This is a genomic window from Paractinoplanes ferrugineus (genome assembly GCF_016862195.1).
GTDB lineage: Bacteria > Actinomycetota > Actinomycetes > Mycobacteriales > Micromonosporaceae > Actinoplanes > Actinoplanes ferrugineus.
Window position 1 is genome coordinate 122,967 of the sequence record NZ_BOMM01000064.1, and the last position, 13,822, is coordinate 136,788.

General features: G+C 71.3%; 6 protein-coding genes. 1 reads left to right on the forward strand and 5 read right to left on the reverse strand.

What is annotated here, in order from left to right; all coding sequences use genetic code 11:
- Positions 1-11 precede the first annotated feature (11 nt).
- Positions 12-9,707 carry a hypothetical protein gene (locus tag Afe05nite_RS35455; RefSeq protein ID WP_203821670.1) on the forward strand — a complete coding sequence of 3,232 codons (9,696 nt, stop codon included), beginning with the start codon at positions 12-14 and terminating at the stop codon, positions 9,705-9,707.
- A 53-nt stretch (positions 9,708-9,760) separates the two neighbouring features.
- On the opposite strand, the gene Afe05nite_RS35460 is transcribed toward Afe05nite_RS35455, so the two are convergent.
- The 5 genes from Afe05nite_RS35460 to Afe05nite_RS35480 form a co-directional block, all read right to left on the reverse strand.
- The gene (locus Afe05nite_RS35460) at positions 9,761-10,789 is read right to left on the reverse strand and encodes a hypothetical protein (RefSeq protein ID WP_203821671.1); all 1,029 of its coding nucleotides are present in this window, start codon (positions 10,787-10,789) and stop codon (positions 9,761-9,763) included.
- A gap of 24 nt (positions 10,790-10,813) precedes the next feature.
- Positions 10,814-11,122: a YbaB/EbfC family nucleoid-associated protein gene (locus Afe05nite_RS35465; protein ID WP_203821672.1), complete on the reverse strand. Its 309-nt coding sequence runs from the start codon at positions 11,120-11,122 to the stop codon at positions 10,814-10,816.
- 11 nt (positions 11,123-11,133) lie between these two features.
- Positions 11,134-11,448: a WXG100 family type VII secretion target gene (locus Afe05nite_RS35470; RefSeq protein ID WP_203821673.1), complete on the reverse strand. Its 315-nt coding sequence runs from the start codon at positions 11,446-11,448 to the stop codon at positions 11,134-11,136.
- 27 nt (positions 11,449-11,475) lie between these two features.
- Positions 11,476-11,796, reverse strand: coding sequence for a WXG100 family type VII secretion target (locus Afe05nite_RS35475; RefSeq protein ID WP_203821674.1), 321 nt, complete (start codon positions 11,794-11,796; stop codon positions 11,476-11,478).
- A 129-nt stretch (positions 11,797-11,925) separates the two neighbouring features.
- Positions 11,926-13,822 (reverse strand): hypothetical protein (locus Afe05nite_RS35480; protein WP_203821675.1); only part of this gene is annotated, 1,897 nt, incomplete at its 5' end.

Below are 13,822 nucleotides of genomic sequence, written 5' to 3' on the forward strand. Positions count from 1 at the left end.
GAGGAGACACGTTGAACACCGCCGCGCTGGACTGCATCGAGTTCGTCACCACCTGGATCCCCTCGGGACAGTGGCTCAGCCTCGACGGGTCGCCCGTACCGGAGGCGGTGCTGAACGCCCCGTACCTGCCCGGCGTGCACCAGGTCCACGTCGACGAGTCGGCGCTCGGCAGCGGTCTGGTCGGCGACTCGCTGCGCAGCCAGCCGCTGGACGTCGTGGCGCGGATGGTGCACGTACCGCTGGATCCGGCACCGGGGCTGGAGGCCGCCGCCCACCGCGCCGACCAGCTCGGTGTGCCGGTGCTCGTCCGCGGCCCGGCCGCGCTGGCGCTCGACGGCCCCCGGGTGACGCCGTTCGACGGCGCCGGCGAGCCGGCCGTGCTGGTGCGGCCCGCCAACCACCTGATGGACTCGCACGTCGACGCCGAGGTGCGCACGACCGGCGCGTTCACCGACCGCTTCGGCCGCTCGCTCGCCGAGGTCCGCGGACCCGGCCTGCTGGCTCCGCCCCGCCCGGCCCCCGGGGGTGGGCTGACGCTCGGGCTGCCCCCGGCGATCGTGCAGGCCCGCCACGCCGGCACGGCGGTGCGCGACGTGCTGGACGACACCCCGCGCCGGATGCTCGACGTGCCCGACGGCTACTCCGGCCTGCACCGCCAGCTGAGCACCATGGCCGACGGCGAGCGGGCCCTCGTCGAGGTGACCACGACGAGCGGGCTGACCAGCCGTTTCCTCGTGCTGCGCGACCCCGACGGACACGCCCTGACCGGCCTCGACGGGGCCGAGCTGACCGTCGCCACGCTGCCGGCCGAGCCGGCCGGCATCCGGTTCGCCCCGCTCACCGGCCCGGGAAGCGCCGGCCTCGAGACGGTCCGCCGGGTGCCGGCCGGTCTGATCGCCGCCGACCCGGCGTCCCCGGAGTACGCCGCCACCGTGCGCGCGGCGCTGAACTTCCCGGTGGACCCGAACCGGTTGCGCGTCTTCATGCACCGCGACAACCAGATCCCGCTCGCCGACATCGCCGCGCTCATCGCGCTCGACCCTCGTTTCGGCCGCCCGATCGACGTGATCCTGTGCGACGCGGCCGGCCCGGTCGGCTTGGACCCGGCCGCGCGGCGCGACTCCGAGGCGGCGCGGCTGTCCCGGCAGGAACCACTGCTGGGCACCGAGGTGCGCGCGGGCAGCGGCCTCGTGTCGACCTCACCGCTGGGGCACGTCATCGCCGGTGGCAGCACCGCGCACGCCGACGGCCTGATGCGGCCCCGGCGGCCGGGTACCGACGGCGCGTCGTTCTTCGCGTTCCGCACCCCGCGACCGGCGAACGGCAGGCCGGCCGCGCCCGCCGACACCGACGTCACCGACCTCGGCACCAGCATGCTGCCGGGCACCCCGGAGGTGACGGCGCAGGAGATCACCGGCGCCCGGCCGGGCCGGTGGACGTCGTGGTACGCCCCGCGGCCGTACGACGCCCGGCCGGTCACCGAGACCCCGACGTACGAGCTGATGGCCACCGAGTTCGACGCGGCGCTCAGCCCGTACCTGCTGGACCTGCCCCGGGTGCAGACCGGCGCCCGGCAGTTCACCCAGCGCCTGGCCGATGTCATGGGGGCCGCGGCGGCCACCCACCCGGAGTACGGCGCGGTGGCCCGCGAGCTCGAGGAGGCGCTCGGTACCGGCAGCCCGCAGCGCATGATGACGGCCGTCCAGACCGCGATCGGTGACGGGGTGGCCGGATCGAACGCCGATTTCACCCACCTGGCCGCGCAGATCTTCACCGACGGGAGTTGGCCCACCGCCGACGGCCTCGGCCTGGACGGCCAGGCCATGAGCGTCTTCGCTCAGCAGACCCCGCCGATGCCCGGCACGTTCGACCGCACCGACCTGACCCGGCAACCGTTCGGCGAGACGAACCTGAGCCACCCCGGCTGGTTCGGGTCCTCGGACACCGCCGCGCTCGACCATGCGGCCCGGCTCATGCGCCTCTACGACTGGCTCGGCCTCGACGCCCCGAGCCGCGGGGACTTCCTGCTCGCCGTCGCCGCCACCGCCCCGACCGGCGCGACCCGGCTCTACCAGGTGCTGCGGGCCGGCGAGCACAGCGGCGCGCCGGTGTCGGTGGCCGGCACCAAGTCGCCGGAAGAGGTCTATCACCAGTTGGGCCGGCTGAACGTGCCCCGGTTCGGGCTCGGCCTGGCCGGCATGCTGATGCTCCCGCACGAGTCGGCCTATCTGCGGCTGATCGGTGACGGGGTGTTCCGGGCGGTCGATGCGCACCGGTTGCAGGTGGTCGACCAGATCAAGCAGCACATCGCCGCGTACGCCGACGGTGGGCCGAAGACCGCCCTGCCGCCGGAACTGCGGGACTGGTTCGACCGGGTGGGCGCGGACCCGGTGCTGCTCGACACCCATCTGACCGCCGCGCACCTGCTGGCGATCTCGGCGTACACCGGGTCGAACCACAGCCTGATCAACGCGGTGGCGCCGTCGACCGGCCTGGTAGACCCGACACTCTCCCTCGCCATCGCGAAGTCCGTGTCGAGCCTCTACGACGAGCACGTCGAGGGGAACCTGCACGAGATCCCCTCGCTCGTCCGCGACGACCAGGCCCTGCGGACGCTGTCGGCTCGGCTGTACGGGGCGTCCACCAGCGCCCAGTGGGCGATCTGGGCCCAGATGCAGGCCCGCGGCCGGGAACTGGCCACGGAGTTGGGACCGGAGCTGCGCGCCCACTACGACATGGTGGTGGACGCGCTGCAGATCATCCCGCCGACGCTGCAGTCCGAGACGACCTGGCGCGGGGACTGGCGTTTCGGCGGCCCGTACTCGGAGTACTCGAGCAGCGGCCGGAAGATTCTGCTGCCCGGCCTGCGCAGCACCAGCGTCGACCGGCAGACGGCCGAGCAGTTCCTGAGCGAGTACCGCGCCTCGCGAACCAACTGGCCGGTGCTCCTGGAGTTGAAGCTGTCCGGCTTCAGCGCCCGCGACCTGACGCCGTTCTCCGACGTCACGACGGAGAACGAACGGCTGCTGCTGTCGACCTCGGCCTTCGAGGAGACGGCGCGCCGTACCGAGGGCGACATCGAGTACATCCAGGCCACCGAGACCGCGCCCGGGGGGCTCGCCCGGGGCACTTTCCCGGCCAACCGGGACTACGCGGTGCAGGAGAGCTCGGCCATGCGCGCGGGCCTGCGCGACACCTACGACCAGATCGTCACGGTCAAGCTCAAGACCAACAGTCTGATCGAGGAGCTCAAGACGAGCGGGACCGGTGCGGCCACCGCCCGCAAGAACTACCGGGACTCGCGAGTGGAGGCCGGCTCGGCCCGTTCGACGGCGAAGGCGACCGGCCGCACCCTCGGCAAGGCGGAGGCCGGGCTCGGCAAGGCCCACGCGAAGGTCGAGCGGCTCCGTGCCGCCGACCCGGGGCAGGAGGACAACCTCAGCGGCGTCGTGGACCGACTCCTTCAGATGCAGGCCCAGACGGTCGAGATCAAGCTGAAGATGGAGTCCTACCAGGGCCGGATCAACGCGGCGGTCAAACAGTTCGACATCGTCCGCGCCGGTCTGCGCGAGGTGGACCGCACACGCAGCACGGCCAAGGCCGAGATCGCCGACGTGGAGCAGGCCCTGGACGAGGCACTGCAGTACGTCCAGCGGAACATCGAGGCCACCGACCGGGCCATCGAGGCGATGAGCGTGGACCTCGCCGCGCTGAGCACCGGCTCCGCCGCGGACGACCGCACGGGGGCGCGGGTCGCCGCCCAGGGCCAGGCCGAGGCGGCGCGGCAGACCAAGGACGCCAAGGACAAGTCCGTTCAGGCGGAGGACAGCCGGGCCCGGGCGGTACCGGCCGTCAAGGACGCGGCCACCTCGCTGAGCCGGGCCCAGCAGACACTGGACCGGGCGGTGCAGTCCCTCAACAAGACGATCAAACGCTATCCCGAGCTGGACGAGCTCATCCAGAGCCACCGCTCCGACGTGCGCGTCCTGCGGGCCGAGCTCGGCCCCGATTCGAGCAGTGACACCAGCTCGGACAGCGGGCGGGCCGACTCCGGGTCGGAGGGAGCGCTCACCGAGGCCCCGTCGCCGCCGCTCACCACCTCGAGCCCGCGGCTGACCCCGTGGGACGGCAGCGACACCCAGAGCGAGTCCGGCCGGTCGCAGGACGGGCACAACTTCGAGCGCCACATCGGTGCGTACCTGTGGCACCGCCCGGGGGTGCAGAACGCCGTGAAGGCGGTCCGCGACCGGTTGCGGGAGGTGCTCCAGAAGTCCGCGCTCAGCGCCGCGGACTGGCGGCAGGCCTTCGTCACCGACGACGCCACCAGCGCCGGGCAGGTCGGCCGGGGCCTGACCGACGAGCAGATCGACGAGGGGCTGTTCAAGGACGGCAACCTGCGCATGTGGATGACGGCCGTCTACAACGCCGGCTACTACAACAAGTCCGGGGCCACCACCTTCAAGGCCGTCCTGCTCGACATCATGTCCGGCCAGAAGTGGGACGAGGCGGACCGCCTCGGACTGGACGTGGAAGCCGTCAAACGGCATGCCGCCCAGTTGCGGAGCTGGAGCCGATCGCTCCTGCAGAAGGTCACCCAGCCGCTCGGCAAGGACTACAACTACAGCGCCGATCCGTTCGCCCTCGGCAACATCTACGCCGTGTCCCCGGCGCCGATCTACAACACCCTCAGCCTGTCGGCCAGCCAGTACAACCGATCGATGCGCGTCCCGGGCGGGGCGGCCTCGCGGTTCAACCTGGGCCAGCGCGGCCAGCCGACCCGGCAGCAGCTCCAGGACCTGGACGTCGGCCTGCACCCGCTGGAGGACGACTACCAGCGCACGACCGGGAACCTGCCGTTCAAGCCGAGCCTCGACACCCCGGACGAGGAGGCGGTGGACGCGACCAGCTCCCGGGTCGCCGACGGCACCGCCGGACCGGAACGCCCGCTGTCCTGGTCGACCGGCATGGCGACGTTCACGATGGGCCGGTCCGCCGACGCGCTCTGGCCCAACTCCATGCGCCGGGCCGGCATCCCCATCATCACCGGCATCTCCGGTACCACCTCGCGGATGCTCACCCTCTTCGAACTCCTCGGCGTCCCCACCGAACTGCGCAACGACTTCCTGCTCGGCATCATGGCCTGGATGCTCATCACCGACGAGCACTCGCTGTACGAGGTGCTGCGCGGCGCCGAGATGGTCGGGATGGACCTGCCGGCCTCCCGGGCGACCGACAACGCCGACGTCTACGACCTGCTGACCCGGCTCGGCGTGCCGTCCAGCGCCCTGCTGCGCTTCGGCTTCGACAACCAGCCGGCGATGCGGCTGACCACCGCCGGCATGGTCCTCGCCAACCCGGCCCGGCCGAACTACCAGACGAAGGTCGACGCGGGTAAGGCGATCCCGCCGCGGCCCGGCCGCACCACGGTCGTCTTCGACAGCCACGACGGTTTCACGATGGAACAGGTGGCGAGTTTCCTCGCGCTGCACCCGAACACCGGCCAGCCGGTCGACGTCATCTCCTGCGATCTGGTGGGACCGCAGACCACCGAGGTCACCGGGCCGTCGGGCCTCGCCGGTGAACTGTGGAACCTCCCGCTGATGGGCGGCGTCCCGGAGATGCGCGCCGGCAGCGGCACCCAGTGGACCTCCGGGCTGGGGCACACCTTCATCGCCCCCCGGGGCACGCTGGACCAGCAGGGCCGGATGCGGCCCGGCCCGCTCGGCGGCGGCAGCTTCTTCAAGTTCACCAGGACCGAGTCCGGCGACACCGAGACCAAGGCACTCGGCACCGTGCTACCCGGTACGCCCACCCCCGCGCCGCAGCTGCCGGCCGACACCAGTTCCCTGGAGTCGTGGGGCGGCACCCGGCCGTACACCCGGCGGCCCGTACAGTCCGAGCCGGAGTACCAGGAGTTCGCCACCACGTACGACCAGTCCCTTGCCGATCATCTCGGCAATGTGGACCTGGTGCAGCGCGCTACCCGGGAGGTGGCCGACCGCATCGTCAAGACGTTCGTCGCCGGCGGCCTGACCCGGGACCGGGCGCTGCGCCAGTTCGTGCCGGATCACGTGCCGGCGACCGCCGAGCAGATCGAGGCCAGGCTGGAGACCGGGAGTCCCGGCGACCTCCTCCCCATGATCACCTGGGCCGCGCTGAAGGCTCCCCGATCGTTCAGCTCCCTGCTGTCCCATCTCATCGGCGAGAGCGAGGGTGACCCAGAGACCGCCCAGCGGCTGGGTCTGGACCCGGCCGTCCTGGACCGGCACCTCAAGGTGCGCGACGCCTCGGCGCCGATGCTGCCCGGGGCGTTCGACGAGGACCGTGACCCGGTGACGACCGATCCGCTGTGGTCGTTCCAGGCCACCGACCAGGCCTCCTGGCAGACGGCGGACTTCCGCGACGGTTCGGTCATGGCGGACACCGCGCGTCTGCTGAAGATGGCCGACCTGCTGGGCCTGGACGCCGACGTCCGGGCGAACTTCGCCCTGGCCGTCATCGCCTCCTTTGCCGCCCGGCGCGCCCCCTCGACCCATCCGGGTGGCCTCGTCTACCACGTGCTGCGCGGCGCCGAGGCCGACGGGCTCAAGGGCGTCAAGGTCAGCAGCACCGAATCGGCCGAGGACATGTACCACCAGCTCGGCAAGCTCGGGGTGCCGATGTCCGGGCCACCGGGGGTCGGGCCGGCGATGCCGACGCCGCCCGCGGTCGCGACGTACGAGGCACTGGTGGCGAAGCGGTGGCGGGTGCTGACCGAGGCCCAGCAGAACTTCGCGCTCGGCCGGCGCGAGGCCATGCACGCGCTGGCCACCGGCACCGCCGCCCCGGCCGACCATCCGAAGCTGCGGGCGTGGCTGGAGCAGCACGGGATCACCGCCGACGAGCTCGACGGCCGCCTCTCCGCCGGCCACTACCTCTCCCTGGCCGCCTACACCGGATCGAACCACAGCCTCATCAACGCGGTCGCGCCGTCGAACACGCTCACCGAGCAGCTCGCCGTGTTCATCTACACCCCGCTGCCGCGCAAGATCGAGCAATATCTCACGCTGCTCGCCGACATCGCGACCGACCGGCAGCCGGCCGGCGCGGAGATCCCCTCGGTGTTGACGGACCACCCCCGGGTGGGCGACCTGATGCGGCGGTTGGTCGCGGGCGGCGACGAGAAAGCGCTCCGCGCCGAGCTGAAGGCGGCCGTCCCGGCACTGGTCAAGGAGCTGGAACCAGAGCTGCGGGCGCATTACGACATGTTGCTGGAGACGCTGTCGATCCTCCCGCCCACCCGGGGCGGACAGGCGTGGCGAGCCGACTGGATGGCGGGCAAGCAGGGCAGCCGGATCGGCGAGGTGTTCTCCGAGTACGGCCGCGGCCAGATGCGCCTGACCGGGCTGCGCAGCTTCAGCAAATCCCACGACGTCGCGTTCGGCTTCCTGCAGCAGTATCTCGACCGGCCCGACGCGAACCGGCACCCCGTACTCATCAAGGCCAACCTGATCGACCGGGCGGCCCGCGACATCGCCCCGTTCTCGCTGAACGACGAGGAGGAGCTGCTGATGCTGCCGATCGCCGTGCTCGACGTGCGCAGCCGCGCCAGCGGCGACGAGCAGGGCGAGAACACCGAGGTCACCTACGTCTACGCGGACGAGACGGAGCCCGCCGGCGCCGCGCTGGGGGCGCTGCGGCTGACCGTCGACCACGCCGACGCCGACATCGCCGGCCTGATCAGCCACATCGCCGCGGCGAGCGCCCAGCTCACCGAGCTCAACGTGCGGACCACCACGCTGGCCGGGCAACTCGGCGGTGTGCAGGAGACCCTCGGCACCGAGCAGCGGCGCGCGGTCACGATGCAGGGCCGGGCGGCCGGCACCTACGCCGACGCGCAGGAGGCGGCGACCATCACCGCGGACGCCGCCAAGGCCGGCGCCGGAGCCGGGCGCAAGGCCGAGAAGGTGCAGGCCAAGCAGCCCGGCAACCCGCGGATCGCGGCGATCCGGAGCCGGGTCGAGCAGCTGCGGGCCGCCACCACGGACGCCCGGGAACAGGCAGCCACCACCCTGCAGCAGGTCAAAGGGCTGCACCAGGCGTTCGACGAGGCGTGGCAGACGGCAAGCGGACAGCTCGACTCGGTGTCCGAGGCGGGCCGGCAGGCCCAGGCCACCATCCAGGAATCGGGGCGGCAGCTCGACGACGCCCTGATCTACGTGCAGCAGAACCTGGTGCGCGCGGAGGCGGCGGCGAGCACGCTCACCAGCGCCGTGGAGTCCCTCGACACCGACGCCGCCGCGCTGGCCGGCATCGCCCGGCGGGAACTCGCGGGAGCCGGCCGGGCCGCGCAGGACGCGCAGGCCCGTACCGACAGCATGACCGAGCCCTTCCAGCGCGCCGAGACCGGACTCGGTCGCGCCCGGGCGGCGCTCGATCGTGCCCAGGAGGTGCTCACCACCGCCGCCTCGCATCTCCTGCGCATGATCGAGACCGCGGTGGGCACCGGCGGCCTCAGCGAACGCGCCCAGGACCATCTCACCGAGGCGCAGTCCCTGCGCGAACAGCTCGGCGACTCCAGCAGCGACAGCGGCAGCGACACCTCGCACGACTCGATGCGGGAACTGAACCTGCGGACCGCCGACCTGAACCGGGCCCTCGAGACGACGGCCCGGCTGGGGACGCAGTCGTTGTCCTTCCGGCCGTCCCGGACCGCGAAGGAACAACCACTCACCGACGAAGTACGGCTCCCGCCGGGAACGGTGAAGGAGGACGACGAGGAGATCTACTACCTCGGCCCGCCGCCGCCGCAGGGGTTCCGGGAGGTCCTCTACGAGGCCACCGAGGACTTCACCGACCCGATCGTCGTCGTCGGCAGCCAGCGACCGGGTGAGGCGGCCGGCCCGGAGACCATCCGGGACCTGCGGCGGCTGCTCGTCCAGTTCAGCCTCAAGGGGCAGCAGCCGGTCGTGCTGACGAGGGCGGAGGTCGACGGCACGCTGCGGGCGCTGTCCAAGTCGTCGGGCTTCAGCATCCTCGCCCTCGCCGCCAAGAGCGCGAGCGGTGGCTCGATGTCGCTCGACAACACCTGGCAGGTGATCCAGGGCGACGAAACCCTGATGGATCTGGGCAGCATGTTCAAGCCGGAGTTCGTGCCGGCGGCGGCCGAGCGCCGCGGTCCGGCCCGGCCCGCACCGATCCGGGCGATCGGCAAGCTCCTGCTGGCGGCGGACGCGGACGACAAACTCGACGTGCTGCAGCGGTACCCGGACCAGCTCGCCAGCCCGACGGCCCGCGAACAACTCGACACCATCCTCGCCCAGTCCGGCGGCGACCCGTGGTTCACCGCGGTCCGCCCGTTGCTCAGCGTGCTCGAGGAACCGGCCCACGCCGAGTTCATGCTGCGGTTCCAGGAAGTCGCGGAACCGGTCGAACGCAACCGGATGCTGCTCAGCGACACCGGCCGCGAGCTCGGCACCGACCTGCGGGTCGACCTCATGCAGGACTCCGGGCACAGTGTCGTCGGGGCGGCCACCGCCATCCGGGCGGTGGACATCCTGTTCGAACAGGGGCTCGAGAAGGCGACGGCCTACGTCCGGGCGAACGCCGCCGACCTGCGCAACGACGAGAAGGGCACGTGGGTCGACTCGGTGCAGCAGCTGGCCGAGCAGGAAACCACCCGCAAGCTCGACCTGCAGCAGCTCGCCAACGCCATCTTCGACTGCTGACGGCGAAGGCCCTGCCCGGGAGATCCGGGCAGGGCCTTCGCGAAGCCGATGGGTCAGGCGGTCCAGACCGGTTCCGGCTCGACCGGACGGAACAGTTCGGCGAGGGCGCGGTGCACCGCGATCGGGCCGACCTCCGGTACGACGTACGCGTTGCGCCGGGCCTGGCGCACCAGGTCCGGGTCGGGCGCGAGGCCGTACTCGCGGAGGTAGTAGCCGACCGTGTCGGTCCAGACGTAGTCGCCGTCGGTTCGGTAGGACATCGGCACCACCGCGCCGCGCTCCGGTTCGACGACGTCGACCATGAGTTCGGTGGTCTCCAGGACGCCGGCCCCGGAGTCGAGATAGCGCAGCAGGCGCCGGCGTTCCGGGCCGTGCAACTGCTCGTGATCGGCGTCGAAAGCCGGCCCGGTCTCGGCGTCGACCGAGTCGAACACGCGGACCAGTTCGACCCCGACGAGCGCGTCCCGGGCCCACAGCAACGCCGCGGACAGCTTCGCCCGCTGCTGATAGGCGGGCGTGCCGGTCCCGGTCGCGTAGGTCTCGACCAGGGCGACGGCGGCCCCCGCGTCGGTCAGGGCGCGCATGACCTCGGCGGTCGCGGCGGCCAGCTCGGTCACCGGGGCGTCCAGCTCCAGCACGTACACCCGCGGGCCGTCCGAACGCCACGCCCGCCACAGCCCGACCGCACCTCGCAGCCCGGCCGCGGCGGCGGTCGCGGCATCGTCCACCGCGTCCGCGGCAGCGGCGCGCAGCGGCTCCGGCGCGGTCGTGAGATCGAGAACCGGGGGCATCTGCGCCGCCCACTCGGACCGCGGGTCGGCGGGCGTGAACGTGTGCTCCGGCGCGGGATCGGCGGGCGACCCGGCCGGCCGGGCGTCCGGCAGGTACGTCCCGAGCAGCCGTCGGTCGTCCATATCCAGGACCGGTGGAGTCTGTGCCAGCACGGCCGCCGCCCCGGCCGGGTCCCCGGCCGCCAGGGCGACCCGGGCCCGCACCAGCGACTCGTCGGGCATGCTGCCGGCGGCCCGCAAGAGCAATCGGTGCAGCAGCGCCTCCGGCGGCGCGGCGAAATAGGTGGGCATGGCGTCGGCTCCCTCGCTTCGCGCCTACTGCGGGATCGACTGGAAGATCTCGTTGAGCGAGCCCATCCGGCGCTCGGTCATCTCACGCAACTGCTCGCCCGCGTCCCGCAGAGCGGCGAGCATCAGCTCCTCCATCTCCTCCGCGCCGGCGTCGGCGAGAAGGTCCGGATCCAGGTGTACGGCGGTGAAGTTGCCGGCGGCGGTCATCGAGACCCGCACCGAACCGTTCGCGGCCGTGCCGGTCACCTCGGTGGCCGACAGCCGGTCCCGCATGGAGGCCATCTGATCCTGAATGGCCTTCGCCTGCTCCAGCATCTGGTCCAAGTCCGACATGCGGTCCTCCCTCAGGGCTTCTTCCACGTACGCACGTTGGCCCACTCGCCCTCGGCGTAGTTGTTCCACGACAGGTTCATCGCCGAAGCGATCTTGCCGAGCACCCCGGTCTCGCCGAACAGGCCGTCGGCGGCGATGTTCCACTCCTGCTGCAGGCCCTGGTAGTACGACTGCGCCGGGCCCTCCCACGTGTCCTGCAGAGGCGCCAGCTTGGCGATCAGGGCCTGGAGCTGGTCGACGATCACCTCCGCCTTGCCGTTGAGGGTCTGGCCGGCCATCTCGAGCTCGGCCGGGACCCGCAGGTTGCTACTGGTGGGATCGGGCATGAAAGTCTCCTGTCTCGCAGCGTCGGGCTAGAGGTTCGCGCCGGGGATGTCCCCGTTGACCGCGACGAGGCTGTTGATGTTCGCCTGCTCGGCGTCGACATAGTTGTGGAAGTTGCCCCGCAGGCCGCTGCCGATGTCGGTGAGCGCGTCGTGCAGCATCCGGCCGAACACGTCGAAGTCGTGCATGAGGATGTCGAACTGCCCGGCCGCGACACCGTGCCAGATGGCCTGCAGCTGCACCACGTACGACCGCAGGTTCGCCAGTTCGCCGTCGATCTCCGTCGCGGTGGTGTCACAGCTGGCCGCGGCATCGGTGATCATTTCCGGTGTTACGAGAATGTGGTCCATCGCAACCTCTTCCTTGCGCTGCCGTTTGCTTGCGCTGCCGTCGACAGCTGTTGTGCCTTCATCAGGATGGTGGCGCCGGCGCGGACAGCGCGAGTGACCTCTTTGCGGGACACGACGGCTGTCCCCGGCTCAGTGCTGCTTCGTCCGGGTCTCGGCGGTCATGCTCTTGAGGTTCGCGCCCTCGGCCCCGACATAGTTGTCGTACGACTTCTGCATCGCGGTGATGGCGTCGTCGAGCAGGCTGTTGGTGTCCGTGGTGAGCTTCTTCAGATCAGTGGTGAGGGCCTCGTACTTGTCCCCCGCCGGGCTGTTCCACGAGTCGTTCACCGACTGGAAGAAGTTGGCCATCGACTTCAGGCTGCTCTCGATCGAGTCGCGCTGCTTACGCACCCCGCTGATCGACTCGCCGAGCAACGGGATCTGCACGGCGTACTCGTATCTCTTGCCGTCCACGATGACCGCCACCGGCTTGCCCTTGCCGTCGGTGACCACCCCGTTCTTGGGGTCGTACATGATGGTGGTGAGCCCGTCCGCCCCGTACGAGATGCTGACGGTCTTGCCGTCCTTGGACCCGTGCGTCGGACGTCCCTGCGGGTCGAACGCGTCGTAGACCCATCCGTCGGCCTGCATCTGCACGACGTCGCCGTTCGCGTTACGGGTGACGATCGTGCCGTCGCGGTACGTCCACACGCTCGAGCCGTCACCGGAATACTTGATGTCGACGGTGTTGGTCTTGCCGTCCTCGCTGCCGTGCGTCGGACGTCCCTGCGGGTCGAAGCTGTCGAACGTCCAGCCGCCGGTCTGCATCGACGTCACCACCCCGGCCGAGTCCCGCCGGATGGTCGTGCCGTCGCCGTACTTCCAGGTGCTCGACCCGTCCGGCGCGTACTTGATATTGATCTCCTGGGCCGGCTCCCCGTTCCGGCCCGGCGCGATGCCGTGCGTGGGGTTGCCCTTCGCGTCGAACTGGTCGAACGTCGTGCCGTCCTTCAACACCTGCCGGGTGGTGTCGCCGGCCGGGTTCCGGTAGACCTTCGACCCGTCGCCCTTGTACTCCCAGACGCTCGACCCGTCCGCGCCGTAACTGATGTCGACCTGCTGGGCCGGCTGCCCGTTCTGCCCCGGCACCGTCCCGTGGGTCGGCCGGCCCGCCGGGTTGAACTGGTCGAAGACGCTGCCGTCGCGCAACTCCTGCCGGGTCACGGTCCCGTCCGGGCTGCGGAAGACCTTCGAACCGTCACCCTTGTACGCCCAGATGCTCGACCCGTCGCCGCCGTAACTGATGTCGACCTGCTGAGCCGGCTGGCCGCTCTGCCCCGGCACCGTCCCGTGGGTCGGCCGGCCCGCCGGGTTGAACTGGTCGAAAACGGTGCCGTCCCGCAACTCCTGCCGCGTCACCGCCCCGTCGGCGGCCCGGAAGACCTTCGAACCGTCGCCCTGATAGCTCCAGACGCTCGACCCGTCCCCGTTGTACGCGATGTTCACCTGCTGGGCCGGCTGGCCGCCCTGCCCGGGAACCGTCCCGTGGGTGGGCTTCCCGGCCCCGTTGAACGCGTCGTAGACCGTCCCCTCCGGCGTGGTCTGCCGAACCACCGCCCCGGCCGCGTTCCGGTCCACCTTCATGCCGTCGGCGTACGACCAGGTGCTCGAGCCATCCTGCTGATAGGCGATGTCCACCTGCTGCGCCGGCTTGCCGTCCTGGCCGGGAACCGTGCCGTGGGTGGGCTTGCCGTTCGCGGTGAACCGGTCGAACTCCGCACCCTGACTGGTGACCTCGTGCGTGATGTCCCCGCGCGCGTTCCGATCGACCTTGGTGCCATCACCGTACGACCAGGTGCTGCTGCCGTCCCCACCGTAATTGATCGAGACTTCCTGCGCAGGCTGCCCGTCAGCGCCCGGCACCGTGCCGTGCGTCGGCTTGCCGTCAGCGGTGAACCGGTCGAACGACGCACCGTCCTTCGTGGTCTCGTGCGTGATCCCACCGGCAGCGTTGCGATCGACCTTCGTGCCGTCGCCATACGACCAC

What these genes read in the sequence shown, in the direction of transcription:
- Afe05nite_RS35460 (WP_203821671.1), bottom strand. Translation starts at nt 10,789, where the DNA reads ATGCCCACCTATTTCGCCGCGCCGCCGGAGGCGCTGCTGCACCGATTG.
- Afe05nite_RS35465 (WP_203821672.1), bottom strand. Translation starts at nt 11,122, where the DNA reads ATGTCGGACTTGGACCAGATGCTGGAGCAGGCGAAGGCCATTCAGGAT.
- Afe05nite_RS35470 (WP_203821673.1), bottom strand. Translation starts at nt 11,448, where the DNA reads ATGCCCGATCCCACCAGTAGCAACCTGCGGGTCCCGGCCGAGCTCGAG.
- Afe05nite_RS35475 (WP_203821674.1), bottom strand. Translation starts at nt 11,796, where the DNA reads ATGGACCACATTCTCGTAACACCGGAAATGATCACCGATGCCGCGGCC.